General features: G+C 64.9%; 18 protein-coding genes and 1 tRNA gene. 6 read left to right on the top strand and 13 right to left on the bottom strand.

Annotation, left to right across the window (positions count from 1 at the left end; translation table 11 throughout):
- The first annotated feature begins 104 nt into the window (after window positions 1-104).
- The 3 genes from ACOI1H_RS11795 to ACOI1H_RS11785 are packed head-to-tail and all read left to right on the top strand — an operon-like array spanning window position 105 to window position 3899.
- Entirely contained in the window at window positions 105-1220 is a 1116-nt protein-coding gene (locus ACOI1H_RS11795; RefSeq protein WP_422437675.1) for an HD domain-containing phosphohydrolase, read from the top strand.
- 11 nt (window positions 1221-1231) lie between these two features.
- Window positions 1232-1735 carry a hypothetical protein gene (locus tag ACOI1H_RS11790; protein WP_422437673.1) on the top strand — a complete coding sequence of 168 codons (504 nt, stop codon included), beginning with the start codon at window positions 1232-1234 and terminating at the stop codon, window positions 1733-1735.
- A 1-nt stretch (window position 1736) separates the two neighbouring features.
- Entirely contained in the window at window positions 1737-3899 is a 2163-nt protein-coding gene (locus ACOI1H_RS11785) for a response regulator (RefSeq protein ID WP_422437672.1), read from the top strand.
- A 49-nt stretch (window positions 3900-3948) separates the two neighbouring features.
- Here the strand turns inward: ACOI1H_RS11785 and ACOI1H_RS11780 are convergent, their stop codons facing one another.
- The 13 genes from ACOI1H_RS11780 to ACOI1H_RS11720 all read right to left on the bottom strand — a co-directional run bounded on the left by ACOI1H_RS11780 (window position 3949) and on the right by ACOI1H_RS11720 (window position 21511).
- Window positions 3949-5010: a siroheme synthase gene (locus tag ACOI1H_RS11780; protein ID WP_422437671.1), complete on the bottom strand. Its 1062-nt coding sequence runs from the start codon at window positions 5008-5010 to the stop codon at window positions 3949-3951.
- Between the two features lie 12 nt (window positions 5011-5022).
- Window positions 5023-5982: a glycosyl transferase family protein gene (locus tag ACOI1H_RS11775; protein WP_422437669.1), complete on the bottom strand. Its 960-nt coding sequence runs from the start codon at window positions 5980-5982 to the stop codon at window positions 5023-5025.
- Window positions 5979-8615 carry a molybdopterin-dependent oxidoreductase gene (locus ACOI1H_RS11770; protein ID WP_422437692.1) on the bottom strand — a complete coding sequence of 879 codons (2637 nt, stop codon included), beginning with the start codon at window positions 8613-8615 and terminating at the stop codon, window positions 5979-5981. Before ACOI1H_RS11770 ends, ACOI1H_RS11775 begins: the two co-directional genes overlap by 4 nt.
- Entirely contained in the window at window positions 8615-8950 is a 336-nt protein-coding gene (gene nirD / locus ACOI1H_RS11765) for a nitrite reductase small subunit NirD (protein WP_422437667.1), read from the bottom strand. The genes ACOI1H_RS11770 and nirD overlap by 1 nt, the downstream gene beginning before the upstream one ends.
- Entirely contained in the window at window positions 8947-11391 is a 2445-nt protein-coding gene (nirB, locus tag ACOI1H_RS11760; protein ID WP_422437665.1) for a nitrite reductase large subunit NirB, read from the bottom strand. The genes nirD and nirB overlap by 4 nt, the downstream gene beginning before the upstream one ends.
- Before the next feature lie 3 nt (window positions 11392-11394).
- Window positions 11395-13068: an ABC transporter ATP-binding protein gene (locus ACOI1H_RS11755; RefSeq protein ID WP_422437664.1), complete on the bottom strand. Its 1674-nt coding sequence runs from the start codon at window positions 13066-13068 to the stop codon at window positions 11395-11397.
- A gap of 5 nt (window positions 13069-13073) precedes the next feature.
- Window positions 13074-14156, bottom strand: a complete 1083-nt coding sequence (locus tag ACOI1H_RS11750) for an ABC transporter permease (RefSeq protein WP_422437662.1) — start codon at window positions 14154-14156, stop codon at window positions 13074-13076.
- Between the two features lie 62 nt (window positions 14157-14218).
- On the bottom strand, window positions 14219-15571 hold the full coding sequence (locus ACOI1H_RS11745) for a CmpA/NrtA family ABC transporter substrate-binding protein (RefSeq protein WP_422437660.1): 1353 nt from the start codon (window positions 15569-15571) through the stop codon (window positions 14219-14221).
- A gap of 257 nt (window positions 15572-15828) precedes the next feature.
- The gene (locus ACOI1H_RS11740; RefSeq protein ID WP_422437658.1) at window positions 15829-16929 is read right to left on the bottom strand and encodes a CmpA/NrtA family ABC transporter substrate-binding protein; all 1101 of its coding nucleotides are present in this window, start codon (window positions 16927-16929) and stop codon (window positions 15829-15831) included.
- Entirely contained in the window at window positions 16926-17510 is a 585-nt protein-coding gene (locus ACOI1H_RS11735; RefSeq protein WP_422437656.1) for an ANTAR domain-containing response regulator, read from the bottom strand. The genes ACOI1H_RS11740 and ACOI1H_RS11735 overlap by 4 nt, the downstream gene beginning before the upstream one ends.
- Before the next feature lie 155 nt (window positions 17511-17665).
- Window positions 17666-19720 (bottom strand): catalase, encoded by a 2055-nt coding sequence (locus ACOI1H_RS11730; RefSeq protein ID WP_422437690.1) that lies wholly within the window; start codon window positions 19718-19720, stop codon window positions 17666-17668.
- Window positions 19721-20433: 713 nt separating this feature from the next.
- Window positions 20434-20507 (bottom strand) — tRNA-Cys (locus tag ACOI1H_RS11725).
- Between the two features lie 71 nt (window positions 20508-20578).
- Window positions 20579-21511: an MYG1 family protein gene (locus tag ACOI1H_RS11720; RefSeq protein ID WP_422437655.1), complete on the bottom strand. Its 933-nt coding sequence runs from the start codon at window positions 21509-21511 to the stop codon at window positions 20579-20581.
- A gap of 158 nt (window positions 21512-21669) precedes the next feature.
- Between ACOI1H_RS11720 and ACOI1H_RS11715 the strand changes: the two genes are divergently transcribed.
- The 3 genes from ACOI1H_RS11715 (at window position 21670) to pcaG (ending at window position 25739) form a co-directional block, all read left to right on the top strand.
- Window positions 21670-24183, top strand: a complete 2514-nt coding sequence (locus ACOI1H_RS11715) for a cation:proton antiporter (protein ID WP_422437654.1) — start codon at window positions 21670-21672, stop codon at window positions 24181-24183.
- Between the two features lie 210 nt (window positions 24184-24393).
- On the top strand, window positions 24394-25128 hold the full coding sequence (gene pcaH, locus ACOI1H_RS11710; protein WP_422437652.1) for a protocatechuate 3,4-dioxygenase subunit beta: 735 nt from the start codon (window positions 24394-24396) through the stop codon (window positions 25126-25128).
- A gap of 2 nt (window positions 25129-25130) precedes the next feature.
- Entirely contained in the window at window positions 25131-25739 is a 609-nt protein-coding gene (pcaG, locus tag ACOI1H_RS11705) for a protocatechuate 3,4-dioxygenase subunit alpha (RefSeq protein ID WP_422437650.1), read from the top strand.
- Window positions 25740-25919: the final 180 nt, after the last annotated feature.

The raw sequence follows: 25919 nt of genomic DNA, 5'->3' as shown, positions 1-25919 counted from the left end.
TTCGTTCACGAATTCCCTGTATCCGGAACGTCGGTGACACCGCTGGCCCTTGCTGTTCTCGGCGACGTCCCGCGCCCCAGCACCCGACAAAAGGCCGGACCTCGATGAACAAGACAGTTGCTCCCGTCGCGTCAGAACCGGTGCCGACCGTTACGGCGGCCAACCTGCGCCTCTGCATCATCGACGACGAGGTGATCAGCCTGACTGTCGTCAAGGCCGTCTTGTCGCGCGTCGCCGCCTACCACGTCGAAGGGTTTACCGACCCGGAACAGGCGCTGCGGCGCTGCGCCGGCTTCACCTTCGACATCGTCCTCGTCGATTACCGCATGGCGATTCTGAACGGGATCGACACTGTGATCCGGCTGCGGGCGCTGCCGCACTACAGCCATGTGCCCATCATCATGCTGACGGCGGACAACGACCGTGCCGTTCGGATCGCCGCCGTCAGCGCCGGTGCCACCGATTTCCTCAGCAAACCCTTCGACCCGGATGAACTGCGCATTCGCGTGCGCAACCTGCTGTCGCTTCGTGAAGCGCAGCTGGCCCTCATGGACCGGGCCAAGCACCTCGACTATGAAATCAAATCCGCGATAAGCAAGCTGGTCGAGCGCGAGGAAGAGCTGATCTGGCGGCTGTCGCGTGCGATTGAGACTCGCGACGGATCGACCGGGCAGCATATTTCGCGCGTGGCGCGGGTGGCTGAAATCATTGCCAGGAACCTTGGACAGGACGCCGATTTCTGCCGCACGATCTATCTGGCCACACCCCTGCACGACACCGGCAAGATCGGCATCAGCGACGCGATCCTCAATAAGTCGGGCCGTCTGACCGAGACCGAGATGGCGGCTATCAGGCGCCACACAGGTATCGGTGCCAGCATCCTCGAAGACGGCGAAAGCGACCTTGTGAAGATGGCCCACGAGATCGCGTTGTTTCATCACGAAAAATGGGATGGCACAGGCTATGGCACCGGCCTTACCGGTGTCGACATTCCCCTGTCCGGCCGCATCGTGGCCGTCGCCGATGTGTTCGACGCCCTGTGTTCGCCGCGCGTCTACAAACCGGCCTGGCCGTTCGACGCGGCACATGCCGAAATTCGCAGACAGTCCGGCCACCATTTCGACCCGGCCTGCGTCGCTGCCCTGGACGCCGGGCTGGACGACATTCGCAAGATGTACACCGTCATGCCCGACGACCGCGGCGCAGCCAGTTCAATTTGAAGGAGCCTGCCTTGAAAGCCCTGCACATCATCGCCTTTGCCTGCATGTTTATCGCCCGCATGGCGCAGGCCGACGACCTGCCCGAACCCATTGGTCCCGTCGTTTTGACTGTTACGGGCCAGATCACGGTGACGAATGGCAACGGCGTGGCGGAATTCGATCAGGCGATGCTGGACGGTCTGCCACAGCGCACGACCACCGCGACAACGCCTTGGCTGGATGGACCTCACCAGTTCAGCGGCCCGACCGGGGCTGCGATCCTCGACGCGGTCGGCGCCAAGGGCCAGAACCTGCAGATCATCGCGTTGAATGACTACGCCGCCGACGTTCCGGCCGGGGACCTGACGGAATTCGATGTCATCTTTGCCACGGCCATCGACGATAAAGTGCTGTCGGTCCGCGACAAGGGTCCGCTTTTCTTGATCTACCCCTTCGACGACCGACCCGAGCTTTATAACGAGGTCTATTTCGGCCGCTCGGTCTGGCAGATCAACCGGATCGTCGTGCAGGACTGATGTGCGACGCAAATCGGCCAGACGCCTGACGGCGCGCGCCCTGTCGCGCGCAACGTCGATCCTGATCGTGCTTGGCGGTCTGCTGATCGTCGCGACGATCTATCTGTTCGTCAGCCTGCGTGATCGCCAACTCGCGGTCGAAGAGAGCGTGCGGGAAGACGCGATGTGGGCCGTCTTTCAGACCCACCGTGAAGCGTCCCGCTTCGTCGAATCGATACTGGTTGCACAGTCCGCGCCCCTGCCCGCTGCCTTGGACAAGGTCAGTCTGAACTTCGACCTCGTGTTCAGCCGGATCGCCCTGCTGAAGACCGGCGTATTCGTTGCGACGTTTACCGGATCGGCCGACCTTCAGGTCACGGCCGAGAAGGCAAATGACGCGATCATCGCGATGGCCGACAGGATTGACCGGATCAAGGACGACCATGCGACCTTTGTTGCAGAGCTGCCGTCGCTACTACGCCAGGCGCGCCGGGTTCAGGCCGAAAGCAACAAGCTGGTCATCCTCTCGAATGAACGGCTTGGCACGGCACGCGCCGCCGACCGCAATCGCAAGATCCTGAACTATGGTTACCTTGCGGTGGCGGTGGCTGTCACCGGCACCGTCTTTGCGGTCATCATGGCCTTGCAGTTCGTGCAACTGAACATCAACGCCGCCACGCAGCGCAAGCTGCGCCACCTGTCTGCCCGCAACGTCGAGATCGCGAAAGCGGCGCGCGCAGCAAGCAACGCCAAGACATTATTCCTCGCCACCATGAGCCATGAGATCAGAACGCCGCTGAACGGGATCATCGGGGCTGTCGACCTGCTGGACGAAACCGCGCTGACACCTGAACAGGCACGCCGCACCCTCACCATCCGCCGGTCCGGCCATATGCTTCTGGACGTCATCAACGACATCCTCGATTTCTCGAATCTGGACGCGAACGGAGTCACCTACCAGATGACCCCCGTCTCGCTGCCCGATCTCGCGGCCGTCCTGACGGACGTGTTTCGGCAACGCCTGAAGGATGCGAACCTTGGGTTCGAGGTGGACGTGCCACCGATCGTCGTGGTGACTGACGATGTCCGCCTTCGGCAGGTTCTGGTGAACCTGATCGGAAACGCGATCAAGTTCACGCCGTCCGGCACCGTGCGGGTGCGGGCCGCGCTGCGGGCCGACGGCATCCTGCGGTTCGACGTGCAAGACAGCGGGATTGGCATTGCACTGGATCAGCATGACAAGCTTTTCCGCGATTTCAGTCAGATCGACGGGTCGGCGTCGCGCAATTTCGGGGGCAGCGGTTTAGGTCTAGCCATTTCAAAGCGAATCATCACGGGTCTGGGTGGGCAGATCGGTGTCATCAGCGCTGCAGACGACGGCAGCACCTTCTGGTTTGAACTGCCGGTTACACTGCACGGTGAGGCTGACGCAATCGGGCCTGACACTGCAGCGCCTACCACATCGGACACGCGATATGACGCGCAGGTGCTTCTGGTCGAAGACAACGCCGTCAACCGCGAGATCGCGCAGGCGCTGCTTGACCGTTTTGGGGTGAACGTCTCGACGGCGGAGAATGGTCAGGTCGCGGTCGACCTGCTGACCCGGCGGGCGTTCGATCTGGTCATAATGGACCTGCGGATGCCGGTCATGGACGGTCTGACCGCAACACGAAAGCTGCGTCAGCGTGGCCAAGGCGTGCCCATCGTCGGGTTGACGGCAAATGCCTTTGAGGCGGACCGGCAGGCGTGTCTAACGGCCGGTATGGACGGGTTCGTGGCAAAACCCGTGACGCGTCAGAAGATCGCGACGTTGCTGGCCGACTTCGTGCGGCCCGATCCGGTTCCCCCTGAATCCGAGCTTCTGGATCTGGGGCAATTGCGACCGATCCTGGCGGATACCGGCCAGGACCTGTTCCTGCAAATGTTGCAGACATTGGAAGACGACGGCCAAATGATATGTTCCAGTGCAGGACCAGACAGTGGCAGTGCGCCTGACGTGCAGGACGATTCCCTGCACACCCTGAAGGGTGCCGCGACGACGCTCGGTCTCACCGCCGTCGGACACAAGGCGCAGGCGTTGCGTGATGCCGATACAATCGCAGCGAGCGATTTCAAGGATCTGGCCAAACTGGTTCAGTTCAGCGTTCAGGCCGCAAGGCGCGCCGTCAGGGCGGAACCCGTCTGACCTGCAGGGGTTGCCGACACATCGCGCGGCACATGCGGCGCGCCCCTTGTCAGCCGCAGGCGTGACGGTCTTGCCCCTGGTCCCGGAGTGCGGGGTCGACCTGCAGGGCGGTGCGGTCCAAGGTGATGCCGGGTACGATTTCGACCACAATGCCGGCGTCGTGGGCCATCTCGTAGTCCCGTATATCATGGGCGCTGGTCGGGCAGTCCAAGGTCAATCGCACGACTCGTCTGCCGCGTCTGGCCTCTTGCACGATCAGGTTGCGGACACGGTTCGTCGGCCAGTCCAGCGTTCCATCCGCACCACCGATGCACATCCGTTCGGCGTCGCGCCGGGCCAGTTCCAGAATACCGTCGGTGATCGTGCGGTCGTAGAAGATCACGTCCGCTTCCTGCATCCGAAGCACGGCGCGCAGGGTCAGAAGGTCGGGCGCACCGGGCCCGGCACCGACCAGCGCGATGTGGCCTTTGGACGGTGGCACATCGCCTGACAAGACCGTCTGCTTCAGAAGGTCGGCCGCGGCACGGGCCTGACCGGTGCGGTGCAACCTCCAGGGCGCGTCTGCAAAGACCCAGCGCCAGAAGGCCCGGCGCTCTGACCTTGGCACGTGGGCCGTGACCGCGCTGCGCAGCCGCCCGGCGAGGGCCGCAAAAGTGCCCAGTTCCGGGTCCAGCATCTGTTCGATCTGCGTCTTGATCTGGCGCGCCAGGACCGGAGCCGTGCCTTCGGTGCCGATGGCCACGACGACAGGGTCGCGATCGACCAGGGACGGCGTCGTCATGTCGCAGAGCGCCGGTTGGTCCACGACGTTGACCTGCGCGCCGCCCGCCTTGGCCAAGGCGTGCAGCGCTGCATCCAGACCGGGGCAGCCCGTGGCGATGAAGACTAGCGCCGCATCGGCAAAGCTGTCGGGCGTGACACGGCCGCCGTCCTGCGTCGCGCGCCCCGTCGCGACAAGATCGGCCAGTTCGGGGTCAAGTACCGAGGTCAGCAGCACCAGTGCTGCATCCGTCTTCAACATCAACCGCGCCTTCTGCGCCGCCTGTTCACCACCACCCGCGATGACGACGCGGCGGCCGGTGGTGCGGATGAACATGGGAAAGCTGTGCATGATTCCGTCCCGTCACATGGCCGGCGCAAGGTGACGGGCGCGCCACAGGTCCCGTGCGACCCGTTCGGCATCGCTCACGCCACAGGCCGACAGGGCAAGAGCGGCGGTGCTGGTCACGATGGCGGTGGCAAAGGCGTCCCGCGCCTTGTCATGCCAGACCTCGGCCAATGTGCTGTCCGTGTCGGCCAGACGCTGGCGCGCGGTGACGGGGGCACCTGTCGGCCCCTCCCACACGACGCTGCCGGTCAGGCCGTGCAGGGTGATGTCCTTGGCGGGATGATGCTCGAACTCTCCTCCGCCGCCCTTGAGGACACGCAGGGTCGGCTGGCCCAGCAGAAGCGCCGCATCACGCTGCAATTCGCGGTAGGACGGATGAAACACGCCTTGCAGTGCGACGGGGGCCGCAGCAGGGTTCAGCATCCGCAGCACGGTATTGATGCAAGACCGCAGGCCAAGGACATCGCGCAGGCGCAACAGGTCCATGAGGGCAGGCGACAATGCCTCAAGCGGGACATAGGCGGTGCCGTCGCGGGCGAGGGTGCCAGGCGCATCGGCCCAGCCGACCGATGCAATGCCAAGCGGTCCCAAGGCGTCGCGCATCGACGCGCCGGTCGCCTGATGCGAATTCCAGCCGTGCAGCAGAACCGGATAGCCGGCCAGAGCGACCAGACGTGCAGCCGCCAGAAACCAGGGCTGCCCGCGCGTGCGGCCAGCGGCATAGGACGGCCAGTCGACCATCGGACGCGGACCCGACCAGGCCGGCAGGGACGCGCGGGCGGCCGCGGTGAACCCGGCGATCTCGTCCGCGACCTCTCCCTTCATGCGCAGCAGCATGAGAAGCGCGCCAAGCGCCTCCGGGGCCGCGGCGCCCTCGAGGATGCAGGTCATCGCGGCCTGCGCCTCGTCCAGGGTCAGCGACCGGGCGCGGCCCTGGCCCCGGCCGAGAATGGCGACATAGGGGGCCAGTGTCATTCGGCGGCCTCCAACCGTTGCGCCTTTGCCAGCAGAACCGCGATCTCTGGCCGACATGAGCCACAGTTCGTCCCCGCCCCGGTGCAGTCGCCGACCTGCGCCATGCTGACGGCCTGCCCGCTGGAAATTGCGGCGCGGATCGTATTCTGCCCGACGTTCAGGCAGGCGCAGACCACCGGGCCGGGGTCGGGCATGTCGGCGCTGGGCCGACCAGAGAGCGGTGCCACGGCCGGCTGTCCCAGTTGCGCCACAAGGTGATCGCGCGACACCGCGACCGGCGCGCGCGATACGAACAGCGCCGCAAGCAGGCGGTCCCCGTCCAGGAACGCGATGCGTGCGGTGCCGGTGGCAGGGTCGCTGATCGTCTGGCAGGCGGCATCCGGCAGGGTGAACAGGTGGCGGGCCGCGTCCTCCCAATCCTGCGGATGGTCCAGCCCAGCCAGCTCTGCCCGCCAGCCGCGCGCGACCCGGCTTTGCGCCCAGTAGGCGCAATCTGGCGAAAGGCGCGCGGTGCTGACCGCGAAACCGAACCAGTCCGCCTGATAGGGCGCGACCGCGACCACGGCAGCCTTGCTTTCGGGCTGGCCCGACAGCGGATCGACGATCCCCGGCACCAATGCGTCGATGCGCCCGGTCGGCGCGGTCTCTCCGGTCCAGTGCATCGGGGCAAAGACCTGACCCGGCTGGACCCGGTCGGTGATCAGGGCGCGCAGGATGCAGGTGCCGGTGGGGCTGGTGACGCTGACCAGCGTGGCGGGCGCGATGCCAAGTGCTGCCGCGTCAGCCGGGTGAATCTCCAGAAACGGCTCTCCCAGATGCTGGTTAAGGCGGGGGGATTTCGCCGTGCGCGTCATCGTGTGCCACTGGTCGCGGATGCGCCCGGTGTTCAGCCGGAAGGGATAGCGGGGGCCGGTGCGGGCGGCGGGGGGCCGCGCGGTCACGGCGACCATGCGCGCACGCCCGTCGGGGGTAAAGAACTGTCCGTCGGCAAAGAAACGGGTCGTCTGCCCCTGTGCCGTGGTGGGCCAGCGCACAGGTTCCATGGCGGTGTAGCCCGCAGTGCCCAAGCCCGTCAGGCCAGAGATGTCAAAGTCGCGCCCGGTCGCGGCCGCCAGTCCCGACAGGGTGGCATATTCGTCGAAGATCTCGGCCGGTGCGGTGTAGTCGAAGGCGGGACCGAACCCCATCCGCTGCGCCACATCGCAGATGATCGCCCAGTCGGGCCGGGCCAGTCCCGGTGCGGGCAATGCCGCGCGCTGGCGGCTGATCGTGCGGTCGGAGTTCGTGACCGTCCCGTCCTTTTCGCCCCAGCCGGTCGCTGGCAGCAGCACATGCGCCAGTCGCGCGGTGTCGGTGAGGCCAGTCACGTCGCTGGCCACCACGAAGTCGCAGCCGGCGATGGCCGCGGCGACGCGGTCGGCGTCGGGCATCGACACGGCGGGGTTGGTGCACATGATCCACAGCGCCTTGATCCGCCCGTCGGCCACCCGGTCGAACAGATCCACTGCCATAGGGCCCGGCCGGTCCGGCAGTGCGGGTGCGTTCCAGAATGTGCGGACCAGATCGCGGTGGGCGACATCTTCGAGGTCCAGATGACAGGCCAGCGCGTTCGACAGGCCGCCGACCTCGCGGCCCCCCATCGCGTTGGGTTGCCCGGTGACAGAAAATGGCCCCATGCCGGGCTTGCCGATCCGGCCCGTCGCCAAGTGACAATTGATGATCGCGTTCACCTTGTCGGTGCCGGATGACGATTGGTTCACGCCTTGGCTGAACACGGTGACGACCTTTTGCGTCTGCACCCAAAGGTCGCAGAATGCCGCGATCTGGTCCGGGGCCAGTCCGCAGACGCTGACGTTCTCTGCCGCAGCGGTGTGCAGCGCGGCGTCAAAGCCCGCGACGTGGCGCAGGTAATCGTGATCGACGGCACCGCCTGCGTGGATGGCAGCCAGCAGGCGGTTGAACAACGCGACATCGCTGCCGGGCGCCAGCGCCAGATGCATATCCGCCAGATCGCAGGTCGCGGTGCGGCGCGGGTCGATCACGACGACGTGCATCGCGGACCGCGCCGCCTTGGCCGCGGCCAACCGTTGGTACAGCACCGGATGGCACCAGGCGAGGTTCGATCCCACCAGCACCACGAGATCGGCCAGTTCGAGGTCTTCATACGTCCCCGGCACGGTATCGGTGCCGAAGGCGCGCTTCTGCCCGGCAACGGTGGACGCCATGCAAAGCCTTGAGTTGGTGTCGATGTTTGCCGACCCGATGAAGCCCTTCATCAGTTTGTTCGCAACGTAGTAATCCTCGGTCAGCAGTTGACCAGAGACATAGAACGCCACGGAATCGGCCCCGTGTTCGGCGATGGTCTGGGCAAAGCGGTCCGCCACCAGCCCCAGCGCCGTATCCCAGTCCGTATCCGCGCCATTGACGCGCGGGGCCAGCAGGCGGTCGTCCAGCGACAGCGTCTCACCCAAGGCAAAGCCCTTGGAACACAGCCGCCCGTAATTCGCCGGGTGGTCAGGGTCGCCCCGGGCCGTGACGCCGCCCGCGCCGTCCGGGCGCACCAGCACGCCGCAGCCTACGCCGCAATAGGCGCAGGTGGTGCGGACCTCCGGCGCCAAGGGTGCACCGTCCATCATGCGACCCGCTTGCGCCGCAGTCGCGCGGTGTCCAGCATGATGCGACCGTCTTCGATGCGGACCGCGTAGGTGTTCACGGCACCGGTGTCCGCCCCCTGCGCCAGCCCCGTATCCAGCCGCAGCACCATGTTGTGCAGGGGGCAGGTGACGGACCTTTCGTGGACGATGCCTTCGGACAATGGCCCGCCCTTGTGAGGGCAGGCGTCGTCGATGGCAAAGACCTCGTCATCCGCCGTGCGAAAGAGGGCGACGCAGCCAAGGTGGGTCTTGACCACCCGAGCGCCGCGTTCGGGAATGTCGGTCAATGCGCCGATATCGGTCCAGTCGGTCATTCCGCCGCCTCCAGTGTCAGATCGGCCAGCGGTGCATAAAGCGCGCGCCAGGCGGGCTTTGTCCGTTCGGCCCAGGGGTCATGCTGCATGAACTGCTGCGCAAAGAAAAAGCGGTCGGCCAGCGCGCGCCGGCTGTCCGCATCGGTCACGACGCGGTCGACGATGTGCGGCAGACCGACGTTGTCCATCCACTTGTACATCCGCTCCAGATAGGCGGCCTCTTCGCGATACAGCTGCACGACGGCGGCGGTGTATTCCAGCACCTCGTCCTCGGTCCTGACCGTGCACATCACCTCGGTTCCGCGAATGTGCAGCCCCGCCGCGCCGCCAATGTGCAGGACATAGCCGCTATCGACGCAGATCACGCCGACGTCCTTGCAGGTGCTTTCCGCACAGTTACGAGGGCAACCGGACACGGCCATCTTGACCTTGGCCGGCGTCCACGATCCCCACAGCGCCTTTTCCATGCGGATGCCAAGGCCGGTGCTGTCCTGTGTGCCGAATCGGCAATGATCGGTCCCGACGCAGGTCTTCACCGTCCGCAGCCCCTTGGCATAGGCTTGCCCCGATACCATGCCTGCGGCGTTCAGGTCGGCCCAGATGTCGGGCAGGTCCTGTTTTTTAACGCCCAGCAGGTCGATGCGCTGGCCGCCCGTCACCTTGACGGTCTGCACCTGATACTTGTCGGCGGCGTCGGCGATGGCGCGCAATTCATCCGGCGTGGTGATGCCACCCCACATCCGCGGCACGACGGAATAGGTGCCGTCCTTCTGGATGTTGGAATGCATCCGTTCGTTCACGAAGCGGCTCTGGTCGTCGTCGGCGTATTCGCCCGGCCAGTCGCACAACAGGTAGTAGTTCAGCGCCGGTCGGCAGGACGCGCAGCCGCAGGGCGTCGTCCAGCCGCATTCCTGCATGACGGCGGGCATGGACTTCAGCCCGCGCGACTTGATCAGACGCCGCACGTCCATGTGGGTCAGCGGCGTGCAGGGGCACATCGGCTTGACCGTCTGCACCGCGAAATCGTCGCCCAGCGTCAGTGCCATGACCTGTTCGACCAACCCCGTGCAGGTGCCGCAGCTGGCACTTGCCTTGGTCTGTGCGCGCACGTCGGTCAGGGTCGAGGCACCGCCCTTGATCGCATCCACGATGCGGGATTTGCATACGCCGTTGCAGCCGCAGATCTCTGCGTCACCCGGTAAGGCTGCAACGGCTGCCAAAGGGTCCGCCGGGGCACCCCCTTGAAATGCCGGGCCAAAGATCAGCGTGTCGCGCATCGCAGACACGTCGGCGTGGTCCTTGATCAGCCCGTGAAACCATGCGGAATGCGCCGTGTCGCCATACATGACCGCACCGATCAATCGCTCGCCTTCCAGCACGAGGCGCTTGTAGACGCCGCGCGACGGATCGCGGAACACGATATCGTCGCGGCCTTCGCCTTCCGCGAAATCGCCTGCGCTGAACAGGTCGCATCCGGTGACCTTCAGTTTGGTCGCGACCTCTTTCGCAACAAAGCTGGCGGGCGTGTCGCCCAGCGTGGCGGCGGCGACCTTTGCCTGATCGTAAAGCGGTGCGACAAGACCAAAGATCGCGCCCTGATGTTCGACACATTCGCCAAGGGCCAGAACATGCGGATCGGACGTCACCATCGCATCGTCGACATGGATGCCGCGCCCGACAGCCAGACCGGCCTCTTTCGCCAAGGCCACGTTGGGCCGGATGCCGACGGCCATCACCAGCAGGTCGCAGGGCAGTTCCGTGCCGTCGTCCAACAGCAAGCCGCTGACGTGTCCATCCGTTCCGACGATTTCCTTGGAATTGGCTGCGGTCAGGACCGTGATGCCCTTCGCCTCCAGCGCCTTTTTCAGCAGATAACCCGCCGCCGCGTCAAGCTGGCGTTCCATCAGGTGACCCATGACGTGCACGACGGTGACCTGAACGCCCTGTGCGGCCATGCCGGCTGCCGCCTCCAGCCCCAGCAGACCGCCGCCGATGACGACCGCCTTCGATCCGGGCCGCGCGCCAAGGCCCATCATCCGCTCGGTATCCTCCAGATCGCGGTAGGGGATGACACCGGCCAGATCGTGGCCCGGCAGCGGGATCATGAAGGGATTCGACCCGGTGGCGATGACAAGGCGGTCATAGGGCACGTCACCGTTCACCCCCGTGACGACACGCGCGTCGCGGTCGATACGCAGGACCTTTTCGCCGAACCGGCAGGTGACGCCATGCGCCACATACCAGGCGGCGTCGTGGGTCACGATCTCGGCGTAGGTCTTGTCACCGGACAGGACCGGCGACAGCATCAGCCGGTTGTAGTTGCCGCGCGGCTCCGCGTTGAACAGCGTCACGCGCCAGCGGCCGGGCTGCGTGTCGAACAGATGTTCCAGCATCCGGCCAGAGGCCATGCCGGCCCCGATGACGACAAGTCTCTTGGTCATGTCCTACTCCGCCGCAATGGACTTGGGAGCGGGCTTCGCCCCGTGTTCGTATTCCGTCAGGAAATCAAGGACGTCCTGCCGGTAGTCATAGTAATCGGGATGCGCCAGAAGCGCCTTGCGGGTGCGCGGACGCGGCAGTTTCACGTCCGTGATCCTGCCGATGGTGGCCTGCGGCTCGTTGGTCATCATCACCACGCGGTCGGCCAGCAGGATCGCCTCGTCCACATCGTGGGTCACGCAGATTGCCGTGACCTTGGTGCGCGACCAGACCTCCATCAGGACCTCTTGCAGCTCCCACCGGGTCAAGCTGTCAAGCATCCCGAACGGTTCATCCAGCAGCAGCAGTTTCGGGGACAGGGCAAAGGCCCGCGCAATGCCGACACGCTGCTTCATGCCGTTCGACATCGCATGCGCGCCCTGATCCATCGCGTCCGCCAGTCCCACCCGTTCAAGGTAGTATTCGACAACCTCCTGCCGTTCGGTCTGACTGGCGCGCGGATAGACCTTGTCGACACCGATCGCGACGTTCTCCTTGGCGGTCAGCCAGGGGAACAGGTTGGGGGATTGGAACACGACCGCGCGTTCCGGGTCGGCCCCTTCGACATGGCGCCCGTCCAGCCGGATCGCACCCTTGCTGATCGCGTTCAGGCCGGCGGCCATCGTCAGCACGGTGGATTTCCCGCATCCCGAATGACCGATCAGCGAAATGAACTCGCCCTGATTGACCTTCAGATCGAAATTTTCCACGACGCACAACGGCCCCTTGGGCGTCGGATAGATCTTGTGCAACTGGCTGAAGTCGAGGAACCGTTCCTCGATCATCCCCTCGCGGCTGTCGCGGACGGCGGCAGGCACCAGCTTGTGGATCGGCGTCACATTGGGCAGGTGTCGGGTTTCCGCCACCTTGGCGGCGATGCCCACCTCCATCAGGTATTGCGTGACCTGCGTGCGCAGCATCTTGAACACCGCATCATGGTTCATCGCGTCGCGGTTGCGCGGACGCGGGATGTTGACCGCCACCGGATCGGCCAGCGTGCCGTCGGGGTTCAGCACGATGATCCGGTCGGCCAGCAGGATCGCCTCGTCCACGTCGTTGGTGATCAGGATGCAGGTGGTCTTGTCCGCCTCCCAGATCTCCAGGATCTCATCCGCAAGGTTCGCGCGGGTCAGCGCATCCAGCGCGGACAGCGGTTCGTCCAGCAGCAGCAGGTCCGGCTCCATCGCCAGCGCGCGCGCCACGGCGACCCGCTGCCGCATCCCGCCCGACAATTCTGACGGATAGCGGTGGCCCGCGTGCGACAGGCCGACCATGCCGATGTAATGGTCGGCCTTTGCGATCTTGTCCGCGCGCGCCAGCTTGCCGTGAACCGCCTCGATCGCCAGCATGACGTTGCCGCGCACGGTCAGCCAGGGCATCAGGCTGTAGCTTTGGAACACCAGCCCGCGATCCGGGCCGGGTCCGGTGACGGCTTGGCCGCGAAACGTCAGGCTGCCGCTGTCCGGTGCCTCAAGCCCGGCCACCAGGTTCATCAAGGTCGATTTGCCGGTGCCTGAAAACCCTAGGATGGCCAGAAACTCGCCCTCCTTCACGTCAAGGTCGATGCCGAGCAGGACCTCTGTGCGGTGTATGCCTTGCCCGAACCCCTTGTTGACGCCTTTGAATGACAGGATGCTCATGCCCATCACCGCTGCGCCGAGAAGGTGAAGAACGACTGCATGGCGAACATCACGCGGTCCAGCAGGAAGCCGATGATGCCGATGGTCAGAACCGCGACGATGATCCGGGCCAGGCTTTGCGACGATCCGTTCTGGAATTCGTCCCAGACGAACTTTCCAAGGCCGGGGTTCTGCGCCAGCATCTCTGCCGCGATCAGCACCATCCAGCCCACTCCCAGCGACAGGCGCAAGCCGGTAAAGATCAATGGCAGGGCCGACGGCAGCACCAGTTTCGTGATCTTGGCATAAGGCCCCATCTTCAGCACGCGACTGACCGAGATCAGGTCGCGGTCGATGCTGGCCACGCCCAGCGCCGTGTTGATCAGCGTCGGCCAAAGCGAACACAGCGTGACGGTAATCGCGGACACGAGGAAGGATTTCGTGAACATGCCGTCATTGGTCGCATAGACCGCACTGACGACCATCGTGACGATGGGCAGCCAGGCCAGCGGCGACACCGGCTTGAAAATCTGGATCAGGGGGTTCAGCGCCGCATTGGCGGTGGGCGACAGGCCCGCCGCGATACCCAGCGGAATCGCCACGACCGACGCGATCAGAAAGCCGAAGAACACAGTCTGGATCGAGGTCCAGATCTGCCCGTAGTAGGTGGGCGCGCCGGTATAGACGATGTCTTTCACGTCGGCGCTGCGACCCGCCTCCACCAGCTTGGCATTGCGCTCGGCCAGCCGGTCTTCGAACTGGGCCTTCTTGTCCCACTTCGCAACCGCGTCGGCGTGCAGACCTCGTGCCTCGGACCAGACGGCGACAGGGCCGGGGATGGCACCCAGAGATGTCACGACACGCGGGGCCAGTGACGACCACAGCATCAGGAACACCGCGATGGACAGCAGCGGCACGCCCAGCAGGCGCCAGATTTCCTTGCCCTGCGCGCGCGGGTTGTCGCCGGCAGCGGCTTTCAGCAGCGGGGTAAGCCAGGCGAAACCCAGCACGGTGAACCAGGCGTCGGCCTTGTTGATGCGGGTGAACCAGACGGCGCGGCGGGCGTCGCGCTGCCGAACGTCAAGGTGGTCGGGATCGACGGTGGTCATGGCGAGGTCCTTCGGATCAGGTCGGAAAAAGGGGCCGCCGCGATCGAGGCGGCACCGTTGCGTCAGCCGCCGGCGACGTCGCTGGATTTCAGCCCGATGGGCAGGCTGTCGATGTAGGCGTTGGGCTGCTTGCCGTCATAGGCGATGCCGTCGATCACATCTTCGGCTGGCGTCGGGGCCTTGTAGCCGTCGCTGTCAAAGGGGAAGTCGGCCTCAGTCGCCAGACCTTCATCCACCAGCATCCGCGCGGCCTGAAGGTAGATGTCGGGGCGATAGACGGATTTCGCCGTCTCGTCGAACCAGGCGTCGTCCTTGGGGTCCGCGATCTGCCCCCAGCGGCGCATCTGGGTCAGATACCAGACCGCGTCCGAATAGAACGGGTAGGTCGCGTTGTAGCGAAAGAACACGTTGAAATCCGGGACTTCGCGTACGTCACCCTTTTCATACTCGAAGGTGCCGGTCATCGACGCCGCGATGACGTCGCGGTCCGCGCCGACGTATTCCGGGCGGGCCAGCATGTCGACGGCCGCCTCGCGGTTGGCGTTGTCGTTCTCGTCCAGCCATATGGCGGCGCGGATCAGCGCCTTTGTCAGGGCCAGCGTGGTGTTGGGGTTGGCCTCGGCAAACTCTGCCGTGATGCCGAACACTTTCTCGGGGTTGTTCTTCCACAGCTCGTAATCGGTGATGACCGGCACCCCGATCCCCTTGACCACGGCCTGCTGGTTCCAGGGCTCGCCCACGGCGTAGCCGTCGATGGTCCCGGCCTCCAGCGTCGCGGGCATTTGCGGCGGCGGCGTGACGGACAGCATGACATCGGCACCGATGGTGCCGCTGGTGTCGTCCGGGGTGTAGGTGCCGGGGTTCAAGCCACCGGCGGCCAGCCAGTAACGCAGTTCGTAGTTGTGGGTCGACACCGGGAACACCATCCCCATGTTGAACGGCTTGCCCGCCGCCTTGTAGCTGGCGACGACGGGTGCCAGGGCCGCGGCCGAGATCGGGTGCTGCGGCTTGCCGTCGGCATCCAGCGGCACGTTCGGCTTCATCTCGGCCCAGACGGCGTTCGAGACGGTGATGCCGTTGCCGTTCAGATCCATCGAAAACGGCGTGATGATATGGGCGGCCGTGCCGTAGCCGATGGTTGCCGCCAGCGGCTGGCCTGCCAGCATGTGTGCACCGTCCAGCTGCCCGCCGATGACGCCGTCCAGCAGCACCTTCCAGTTCGCCTGCGCTTCCAGCGTCACGAACAGCCCTTCGTCCAGAAAATAGCCGTTCTCATAGGCCACGGCCAGCGGGGCCATGTCGGTCAGCTTGATGAAGCCGAATGTCAGCTCGTCCTTCTCAAGGTCCAGCAGCTGCGCAAAGGCCGGGCTGGCCAGCAGCGTCGTCATCAGAAGACAGGCGTTGAAATATTTCATCTGGTCGTCCCTTTAGGGTCCGGGACAGGTGCCCGGACATACGAAAAATAGCCGCTGACCGACTTCGTGCATTGCACGAAGGGTCGAGCGGCTCTGCTCGGATTACCCGGACTTTGGGAATGGGGTCAGGCCGACGCCATTGTCTGCCTAAGGACGACTACAACCAGCGCGGGCGGGTTAATCAACGATCAAGACGACAGCAGAGGCGTTGGGCGGTGGTTTTTCTGCACTGCGGCATCCCGCTGCACAAAATCCAGTCACCCTCGCGGTGTCAGGCTCAATTCCTGACCGTCAAACGAACGGGGCATGATATCGTGCAATGGCGCATAGCCGGGAATCGCCGCCAGCGCACTGCCGTGCAGGGCGGTGCGATAGGTGGCCATGGCATCGCTGCGGGCCGTCGCGCGGTCGAGGCCAAGCCGTGCGGCCAGCCGCTCTCCGATCCAGACGGCGTGATCGGCCCTCGGGGTAAAATGGGCGAAGTCGATGAAACCCGGTGCCATCCGGGCGTCGCCACGGGCCGAGATCGTCAGGTGGCCGGACAGGGCGCGGTCGATGACCTCTGACGGCACGTCGATGAAGTCGCGGCCCGCCAACATCTCGCAAGCCGTGGTGCGGCTTTGCGGGTCGGCCAGCCATTGACCCGCGTGCCACAGGGCGCGGATCAGCGCGTTCAGATGGTCGGGCTGCGCGTCGGCCAGATCGGCCCGCACGCCCAGCACCTTCTCTGGCATACCCGGCCAGATCGCGGAACCGGGCAGCAACAGCGCGCCCACCCCGCGTTCCACGGCCATGGACCCCCAGGGTTCACCCACGCAGCAGGCGTCGATGTCACCCGCCGCCAGCGCCGCCGCCATCAATGGTGGCGGCACAGTCCGGATATCAAGGCCCGCCGGTGCCGGCAGGCCAAGCGCCGACAGCCAGTGATACAGCAGTTCCGCGTGCATCGAAAACGGGAACGGCACACCGATGCGCAGCGATCCCCGCGCGGTGGCAATCAGCGCCTGCCCAGCGGCGCGGGCATCGTCCAGACCAAAGGCATGGCCCGACACCCGCATCCGGTCCGCAATGGCTGCGCTCACGCAGATGATCTCTCCGTTCGTGGAGAGGACCGCGACGGCGGCCAGGGGCGCACCGGCCCCGCCCAGCCCCAGTGCCGTGGCGATTGGCATGGGCGACAGCATCTGCGCCGCCGTGACCTGCCCGAAGGCCACCATGTCGCGCAGCGCCGCCCACGAATGCGCGCGGCGCAACTCGAGGGCAATGCCCTCGGCCCGGTCAAAGCCCATTTCGACCGCAACGATCAGCGGGGCGGCGTCGATCAGCGGGACGAACCCGACGGGAATGGGCTTCGTCATGACAGAAGGCCCGCCGTGCTGACCAGCGCCTCGGCCACATCCACCACCCTGCGGCCCTGGTCCATCGCTGCGCGACGCAACAGGGCATAGGCCGCTTCCTCGTCGATGCCCTTTGCCTTCATCAGAATGCCCTTTGCGCGGTCGATGACCTTGCGTTCTTCAAGCGCGCGTTTCGTGGCAGCCAGTTCCGTGCGCATCTGGCGGAACATGTTGAACCGCGCCACGGCGGCATCGATGATCGGCTTCAGCCGGTCGGCGCGCAGGCCGTCGACGACATAGGCGGACACCCCCGCCTCGATGGCGATCTTCGTCAGGTTCGCGTCGCTTTGATCCACAAACAGAGCGACGGGCCGTTCCAACGGTGCCGTGGCCAGCGCCATCTCCTCCAGCGTGTCGCGCGACGGATTGTCGAGGTCGATCAGCACGATGTCGGGGTTGACGGTCTTGATGGCCAGCGTCAGGCGCGTCATGTCGGTCACGACGTTCAGATCGTAGTCTCCTGCACGCAGCAGGCTTTCCTGGATCAACGCGGCGCGCGCAGGGTCGCTTTCGACGATGGTGATTCTCAGGCGGTGCTGCATTGCAGCATCGTCACCGGGCCGGATCACGTTGGCAACAGGCTTGACGCGCCAGTCGGGGGGCGGCGGCTGTTGCGTGCCAAACTGCCCGGCATTTACGCGAAATCGCCAATCTAAGGGTATCCCATCGCACCATTTGGGGTGCGATGGGACAATGCTCAGGCCGTCTTGCGGTCCCAATAGCGCAATGCGCCAAGTGTCTGGACGAAGGCCTGCGCGTCCTTGGCTGCGCCGATCGTCATGACGCCCGCGTCGGGCTTCACCCCGGCCGCGTCCAGCAGGGGATCGGTGCCCTCCGACAGGCCGATGAACTTGGCGTGTGCAAAGGCGTCCGCGACGAAGGTGCGCGCAGGGTGCATTCCGGCCAGTGCGGTCGCCCCTTCCGTCGTCGCCAGAATGGCAACCGCGTCATAAAGAACCGAGGGCGCGCCGTCGATCTTCTGATCCGCAGGCACCTTCCTGCCACCCGCCGTGACGATGCCGCCGACCTTGGGTGCTACGATCTCGACCATGCCACCGGCCTTTTCGACAGCCTCTTTCAGCGCGTCGAAGGCGTCATCGTCGATGCCGTCGGTGACCAGCAGCCCCAGCTTGCGACCGGCAAAGCTGTCCGGTCCGTTCTTGAGGATCGACAAAGCATCGGACGCCACCAGATCGCTGATCGGTTTGCGCGCCGGGGTGTGCGGGGTCGGCACGCCGTCCAGTCCCAGACCGTCGGCCACCTTGGCCGCGAGATCGGCGTCGATGTGCGGCAGGTGTGCGACCATGCGGGTGCGAACCTCCAAAGCGACGACCTTCGAGAGCTCGAAGACAAGCGCGTCCGCGATGTGACCCTGTTCGATGTCCGTCTGGCTGACGTAGAACTGCCTTGCCTGGCTGTAGTGATCGGCAAAGGTCTCGGCCCTGATCTTGCGCTTTTCACCCACGATCTCTTCCGGGAAGGACCGGAATCCGCCCTTGAGATCGGCGCGCGGTCCACCCTTGGCCCAGCCGTTCGGCTCATAGTTGGCACGACCCTTCGGATTGTGCATCGCCATGTGACCGTCCTGCTGGAAATGGTGCATCGGACAGCGCGGCGCGTTGATCGGGATATGGGTGAAGTTCGGCCCGCCCAGGCGTTTGATCTGCGTGTCGAGGTAAGAGAAATTACGCCCCTGCAACAGCGGATCGTTGGTAAAGTCGATGCCCGGCACGATGTTCTGCGTGCAGAAGGCAACCTGCTCTGTCTCGGCAAAGAAGTTGTCGACAAGCCGGTCCAGCACCATGCGCCCGATGATGCGGACAGGTACCAGTTCTTCGGGGATCAACTTGGTCGCGTCCAGAACGTCAAAATCGAAACTGTCGGCAAACGCGTCGTCGAAGACCTGCACGCCCAGTTCCCACTCGGGGAAATCGCCCGCCTGGATGGCGTTCCAGATGTCGCGGCGATGAAAATCGGGGTCAGCCCCGTTGATCTTGACCGCCTCGTCCCACAGGACCGATTGCATGCCGACCTTGGGCTTCCAGTGGAACTTGACGAAATGGCCCTTGCCTTCGGCATTGACGAACCGGAACGTGTGGACGCCGAAGCCTTCCATGAACCGCAGCGACCGCGGGATAGTCCGATCCGACATGATCCACATGACCATGTGCATCGCTTCCGGCATGAGAGAGATGAAATCCCAGAAGTTGTCATGCGCCGTCTGCGCCTGCGGAAAGCCGCGATCCGGTTCCTGCTTGGCGGCGTGGATCAGGTCGGGAAACTTCATCGCGTCCTGAATGAAGAAAACCGGGATGTTGTTGCCGACCAAATCCCAGTTGCCCTCTTCGGTATAGAACTTGACGGCAAAGCCGCGCACGTCGCGGGCAAGGTCCGGCGATCCCTTGTTGCCGGCCACGGTCGAGAAGCGCGTGAATACCGGCACGCGCCGACCCTTTTCGCCGAACAGATGTGCGGCCGTCAGGTCGGGGATCGCGTCCGTCACCTCGAAAAAGCCATGCGCCGCGTAGCCACGGGCATGGACGACGCGTTCGGGAATGCGCTCATGGTCGAAGTGAAACATCTTCTCGCGGAAGTGGAAATCCTCAAGCAACGACGGACCGCGCGGTCCGGCTTTCAAAGTATTCTGGTTGTCGCTGACGGGAATGCCCTGCGCGGTGGTCAGGCGGTCGCCGCCCGCGTCGGGGTGCTGGTGCGTCTCGCCGCCGGTGCCGGGATTGCGGTCGCGCTCCATCGTCTTGTCGTCGGACTGGGTATCGGCCGACGGGGGATTGAAAGGCAGGTCCTGTTTCATGGAAGCGATGTTCTTTCTGTGGAGCATGTCATGAGGAGGGCAAGGCAACCTTGCCGCGTGCGGGTGTAACCAACTGCGCCGCATATCGTTCCGCGACCGGCGGCCCCTGTCTGCGGTCGAACGCCAGCGTGTACAGGTTCCTAAATCCAGTTTTGCGGGACAATCCTGTTGGAGAGATCACCCGAACGGTGGGGCGATCGCGCGGGATGGATGCCGGCTGGTGGGGACGGACACCCGGGGTGCCGATCTACAGTGTCGTCGAGACGGTGCCGCTGCTGTCCTTCGGACGGCCACCGATTTTCCCCCCCGGTCTTGTGCGCAGCACGACATCGCGTGTTGATGATCCGAAAACGCGAGTTGCCGGAACCGGGGTCCTGTCTCGACCCTTCTGAAACAGACGGATTTAGGGCGTATATGACTCGGCAACCTTGTCCTCGGGCAGCGTGTCAGGCGACCCTACGCAACAGGTGATCTGATCGCGGATCATGCGCGCAGCCGGGGGTTAAGTGCCGCTCAAATTGCGACGATTTCAAGCTTAACCGCGCGCGACGCGAGCGCGTGTCATGGCGACGCGTCCGGTCGATGACGACACCAATTCTTCAGGAGCACCGCGTCGCAGTGGTCCGAGAATTTTCGGAGATCTTGATGCTGTGTGGAGGCGAGTACCGGAATCGAACCGGTCTACACGGATTTGCAATCCGCTGCGTAACCTCTCCGCCAACTCGCCGCCGGGCCAAGGCCTTGAGGGCGTGACCTATGGATTTCCGCCGCAAACCGCAAGTGGTTTTCGCGGGCAAGTCAGTGGCCGGCGGCTTCGGCCTCGATCACGGCCCGTTCGGCCATGGCGACGATCGCGGCACGAGTCGTTGCGGCGGCGATGAAGCGTCCGTTGTGGCAGAACTCGGCACCCGGAATGCCGGAGGCGCGTTCAAGCGCCTCTCCCGTCAGGCCGGCCCAGGCGGCGGGCAGATCGGCGCGCAGATCGAAACCCTGCGCTTCTTTCGCGATTCCGCCGAGGGTCCAGTCCCCTTCACCGCGGGGCGTGATGACGAACAGCAGGTGATCGGCCCCGGCCCTGATCACGGCCGGGCGAAACGGCATGCCCATCGGCAATTCCAGCACTCGGCCCTGACCCGCCGCAGCAATGGCGTCCATCACCATGCCGTCGGCGCGAAGCCCGGCAGCACTGCGGGCGACTCGCGCTTCCAGAAAGGCGCGGGCGATGGTCAGGGCGTTGTGAAAGGCCTCCGTCTCTGCGGTGGGACCGCCCTGATCAAAGACGGGTTTCAAAGTTTCCAGCAGACCGGGCAGCGTCATGCCCGCCAGCGGTCCGGCGACGGTGGGACTCAGCGCGCCATTGTCCAGCAGGTCGATCGGCAGCACGAAGCCTGCGTCGACCTTGGCGTGAACTGTTTCGATATCCGCCTGCGGAACGGACAGAGCGGCGAGGTAGGCCTTACCGAAGTGCTGCCAGACCAGACCGAAAGAGCTGAAGGGCTGGCCGTCGTCGCGCAACGGTGCATCGCGCTGGTGGTGGTCGAAGAGGTTGCGTTCGGCGTCATATCCACCGCCGACGTCATAGACGATCCGGTCGGACCCCGGTGTGATCCACGCAGCGTCCCGGCTGCGGACTATCCTTGCTGCCGGATACAGACGGGACAGTACGGCGCTGGACATCAATTCGTCCGCATGGAAGCCGCCGGAGTGGGTGACGAGAAATTCTGGTGTCATGCTGTCGGGCCTTTCGATCTGAGGCCTGTCAAACGCGGAAATCGCGGAACTTCAATCGAAAATGACCTAGCGGCTCCAAAAGGGTCACTTTCGCGACCGTGATGCAGGATACGTCGGCGGACAGTTCCAAATCCCGTCGGAAATGCTATGCGCTCGGAATGGATATCGTCCTTGTCACGGCGGTCATCGCATCGCTTTTCCTCGTCGTGGGCGCGGCCGAACCGCTCGCCGCGCGGTTGCGGCTGCCCTACGGCGTGATCCTTGCCCTGCTGGGCATCCTGATCGGCGTCAGCGCGGCCTTTTTCCTGCGCACCGAGCTGACCGATGCGCTGAATCCGATCGCTCTGGCGATTCTGGGGTTGCCGATCCGCTCGAACGTCTTTCTGTACGTCTTTCTGCCGACCCTGTTGTTTCAGGCGACGCTGGGCATGAACCTGCGCCGGATGCTGGACGACTGGGTGCCGATCCTCGTGCTGGCCGTCGTGGCCGTCGTCGTCGCCACCCTTTCCGTCGGGTATGCGTTGGCCTGGGCGTCGCCGCTTCCGCTTGCGGTCTGCCTGTTGATCGGGGCCATCGTGTCCACGACGGACCCGTCGGCGGTGGTCTCGATCTTTCGGTCGATCTCGGCGCCGCGTCGGCTGGCAAGGATCATCGAAGGCGAGAGCCTGTTGAACGACGCCGCAGCCATCGCGCTGTTCGGCTTGTTCATGGGCTTTGTGATGCGCGGCGTGCCCGACCCGGACCTGGGTTCCGCCCTCGGCCGTTTTCCGATCCTGATCGCGGGGGGTGCGGTTTGCGGATGGGTCGCGGGACGCATCGCGGTGTGGATCATGGCGATGTTCAGCCGCCACGACCTTGCGGTGATCTCGATTTCGGTCTCGCTGCCCTATCTGGCCTATATCGGGGCAGAGCAAAGCATCGGGGCGTCCGGCGTGATCGCCGTCGTCGTGGCGGGCCTGACCCTGAACCTTGCGGGTCCCGGTCGCTTGCCGCCGCAGGTCTGGGTCAACCTGCGCGAGGTCTGGGACCTGCTGGCGCATTGGGCCGGGGCGCTGATCTTCATTCTGGCAGCCTTGCTGATCCCCCGCTTGCTGGAGGAGGTGCGGCTGGCCGATGTCGCCCTCGTCGGTGTCGTGGTGTTGGCCGCCATCGCAGCCCGTGCCTTGATCCTGTTCGGCCTTCTGCCGTTGCTGACGGTGCTGCGTCTGTCGCCCGCCGTCGACCGCCCTTACCGCGCCGCGATCCTGTGGGGCGGTCTGCGCGGAGCGGTCACGCTGGCGCTGGCGCTGGCGGTGACCGAAAGCTTTCGTGTCCCGGTCGAGGTCAAGCGGCTGGTCGGCATCCTGGCCACCGGATTCACGCTGTTCACCCTGATCGTGCAAGGCACGACCCTGCGGCTGGTCATCGGGTGGCTGGGGCTGGACCGGCTGTCGCCCATCGACGAGGCGATGTCGCGTCAGGTCGTCGCCGTCGCGTTGCAGACGGTGCGGGAGGATGTCGCCCGCACCACCGAAGCCTATGACCTGACCCGAGAGATCGTGCGCGCCGAGGCGAAGCAGTTCGGCGAACGGCTGGACGCGGCCGTCAGTGCGGCCGACGACAGCAGCGACATTCTGGACCGCGACCGCATCACGCTTGGCCTGATCGCATTGGCGGGGTTCGAGCGTGACACGATCCTGTCGCGGGTGCGCGAGCGGACGATCTCGGCCCGGATGGCAGACCAGATCCTGACCGACGCCGATCGCCTGATCGAAGGCGCGCGGGCGGGCGGACGCAATGGCTACCAGCGGGCGGCGCGCCAGTCGGTCGCCTATAAGCGCACCTTCCGGCTGGCCGTGTCGCTGCACAATAGGCTGCGAATTCCGACGCCATTGGGCCGCATGACCGCCGACCGGTTCGAGAGGTTGCTGTCGCAACGGCTGATCATGCGCGACCTCGATACCTTCATCGATGGACGAATTCGCCGCATCCACGGGCGCCGGGTCGCCGACCTGTTGCACGAACTGCTGTCGCGCCGGATCGAAACGGTCGAGACGGCGCTGGAGGGTCTGCGGCTTCAGTATCCGGGATATGCCGAGGAGCTGGAGCGCCGCTTCATCCGGCGCACGGCGCTGCGGCTGGAGGAGCGCGAATACAACGCCATGCGTGAAGACGGCCTGATCGGGGCCGAAGTGCATACGGCGCTGATGCAGAACCTATCGGCCCGACGCACCGCCGCAGAGGCGCGTCCGCCGCTGGACATCGCGGTGCAACGCACTGACCTCGTGCGGCAATTTCCATTGTTCGCTGACCTTGACGACGCTTCGCTCAGAATGCTCGCCCGGTCGCTTCAGACCCGTTACGTCGATGCGGGCACCGTGATCGGAAACACCGACAGTCTGTCGCGCAGCGTGTTCTTCATCGCCTCGGGGGCGGTGGAACTGGACACCGCAGCGCAAACGCTGCGGCTGGGTCGCGGTGACATGTTCGGGCAGATCGCGGCGCTGATGCGCAAGCCGCGCCGTGCGGTGGCGCAGACCATCGCGCCGTCGACGCTGCTGGTGCTGGACGAGGCGCGATTCCGGTCGCTGCTGACACGTAGCGCGGCCCTGCGCGAGGCGGTGCGGGCCAGTGCGATGCAGCGGGGCATCGCGCCGGACACGCTGATGATGGAGATCGCGCCGGGGGCATGACGTGCGGCCCGGCGAAATACATATCAAAAAGCGAATGTTTCGCGTGCGAGACATATTATGTAAAGGAATCGTTTTTTCGGACAAGGGGTTAGAATCCCGTGACCGCAGGGCGCGGGATGCCGATTGCCGCTTCGGACTTGCATTGCGGGCAGGTCGCCGTCATTTTCCGCGCAAGGGCGTCGGGTGATTGCGGCGCGGCGGGGGGACACGATGGCGGAACACGGCACGGACAAGGGCGGCTTTGTTGCACGCGACCGGGACTGGCATCCGGCCCCGTTCCATCCGCCCTACAAGACCAGCGTCAAGCGGTCGCCACAGGCGGCGCTGCTGTCCTTTCCCACAAGTCTGTCCGAGATCACCGGCCCGACCTTCGGTCACGGCCTGCTGGGCGAGCATGACGCGGACCTGATCCACAACTTTACCGGCGAAAGTGCGATCGGTCCGCGGATCGTCGTCTACGGGCGGGTGCAGGACGAATTCGGGCGCGGTGTCGGCGGGGCGCTGGTCGAGGTCTGGCAAGCCAATGCGGGCGGGCGGTATCGGCACAAGAAGGAAGGCTATGTTGCGGCGCTTGACCCCAATTTCGGCGGCTGCGGACGGGTCATCACGGATGCAGAAGGTCATTACGAGTTCCGCACGATCCTGCCGGGGCCCTATCCCTGGCCGAACGGCATGAACGACTGGCGCCCGGCGCATATCCATTTTTCCGTCTTCGGCCACAGCTTTGCCCAGCGGCTGATCACGCAGATGTATTTCGAAGGCGACCCGTTGATCCCGCTGTGTCCCATCGTCGGCACGATCCAGAATCCCGAGGCAGTCAAGTCGCTGATCGCGCCGCTGGACATGGCGCGGACGGTGCCGATGGATGCGCGCGCCTACAAGTTTGACATCGTGCTGCGCGGGCGGCGGCAGACGGCGTTCGAAACACGGCCGGAGGGGCTTTGATCATGGTGCAACCGCTGAATGTCATGAAGGAAAGCCCTAGCCAGACGGCAGGGCCCTACGTCCACATCGGCTGCACGCCGAATTTCTGCGGGATCGGCGGAGTCTATCCCGAGGATCTGGGCGCGCGGATGAAGACGGGCGCGGTGCAGGGCGAAGAGATCGTCATCGCGGGGGCCGTGCATGACGGCATGGGCATGGCGCTGAAGGATGCGCTGGTCGAGATCTGGCAGGCAGATGCGGCGGGACTTTTTGCCGGCCACGATGCCGACGCCGACCCGCATTTCACCAGCTTCGGGCGGAGTCCGGGCGACATGGAGACCGGGGCCTTCCGGTTCGAGACGGTAAAGCCGGGGCGTGTGCGCTGGCCCGATGGGCGGTGGCAGGCCCCGCACATCAGCGTCTGGATCGTGGCGCGCGGCATCAACATCGGATTGCAGACCCGGATGTATTTCAGCGACGAGGCCGAGGCCAATGCCGAAGACCCGATCCTGACGCGGCTGGAACACCAGATGCGCGTGCCGACGTTGCTGGCGCAACGGCAGGCCGACGGCAGCTACCGGTTCGACGTTTACATCCAGGGTCCGAAGGAAACGGTGTTTTTCGATATCTGACGACAATGCGACAGGTTTGCCGCAACCGCGACACGAACGCTTCACCGGTTTGTCACGATCTTTCATCATGAAGACCCTGTTCATATCCAAAGGGCGACTATTGCGTCCCGGCGGAAATGTATCGGTGTAGTTTTTCCAGGTTTCTACGCAAAGGGAATTTGCTCTGAGCATAAAAAATCT

Source organism: Loktanella sp. DJP18 (genome assembly GCF_049310965.1).
Taxonomy (GTDB): domain Bacteria; phylum Pseudomonadota; class Alphaproteobacteria; order Rhodobacterales; family Rhodobacteraceae; genus Loktanella.
Note: the sequence above shows the minus strand (reverse complement) of the source record. Positions and strands in the feature narration are given on the sequence as shown.

Excerpts from the sequence above, each read along its gene's own strand:
- ACOI1H_RS11795 (WP_422437675.1), top strand. The coding sequence starts at position 105 with ATGAACAAGACAGTTGCTCCCGTCGCGTCAGAACCGGTGCCGACCGTT.
- ACOI1H_RS11780 (WP_422437671.1), bottom strand. The coding sequence starts at position 5,010 with ATGCACAGCTTTCCCATGTTCATCCGCACCACCGGCCGCCGCGTCGTC.
- ACOI1H_RS11775 (WP_422437669.1), bottom strand. The coding sequence starts at position 5,982 with ATGACACTGGCCCCCTATGTCGCCATTCTCGGCCGGGGCCAGGGCCGC.
- ACOI1H_RS11770 (WP_422437692.1), bottom strand. The coding sequence starts at position 8,615 with ATGGACGGTGCACCCTTGGCGCCGGAGGTCCGCACCACCTGCGCCTAT.
- nirD (WP_422437667.1), bottom strand. The coding sequence starts at position 8,950 with ATGACCGACTGGACCGATATCGGCGCATTGACCGACATTCCCGAACGC.
- nirB (WP_422437665.1), bottom strand. The coding sequence starts at position 11,391 with ATGACCAAGAGACTTGTCGTCATCGGGGCCGGCATGGCCTCTGGCCGG.
- ACOI1H_RS11755 (WP_422437664.1), bottom strand. The coding sequence starts at position 13,068 with ATGAGCATCCTGTCATTCAAAGGCGTCAACAAGGGGTTCGGGCAAGGC.
- ACOI1H_RS11750 (WP_422437662.1), bottom strand. The coding sequence starts at position 14,156 with ATGACCACCGTCGATCCCGACCACCTTGACGTTCGGCAGCGCGACGCC.
- ACOI1H_RS11745 (WP_422437660.1), bottom strand. The coding sequence starts at position 15,571 with ATGAAATATTTCAACGCCTGTCTTCTGATGACGACGCTGCTGGCCAGC.
- ACOI1H_RS11740 (WP_422437658.1), bottom strand. The coding sequence starts at position 16,929 with ATGACGAAGCCCATTCCCGTCGGGTTCGTCCCGCTGATCGACGCCGCC.
- ACOI1H_RS11735 (WP_422437656.1), bottom strand. The coding sequence starts at position 17,510 with ATGCAGCACCGCCTGAGAATCACCATCGTCGAAAGCGACCCTGCGCGC.
- ACOI1H_RS11730 (WP_422437690.1), bottom strand. The coding sequence starts at position 19,720 with ATGGAGCGCGACCGCAATCCCGGCACCGGCGGCGAGACGCACCAGCAC.
- ACOI1H_RS11720 (WP_422437655.1), bottom strand. The coding sequence starts at position 21,511 with ATGACACCAGAATTTCTCGTCACCCACTCCGGCGGCTTCCATGCGGAC.
- ACOI1H_RS11715 (WP_422437654.1), top strand. The coding sequence starts at position 21,670 with ATGGATATCGTCCTTGTCACGGCGGTCATCGCATCGCTTTTCCTCGTC.
- pcaH (WP_422437652.1), top strand. The coding sequence starts at position 24,394 with ATGGCGGAACACGGCACGGACAAGGGCGGCTTTGTTGCACGCGACCGG.
- pcaG (WP_422437650.1), top strand. The coding sequence starts at position 25,131 with ATGGTGCAACCGCTGAATGTCATGAAGGAAAGCCCTAGCCAGACGGCA.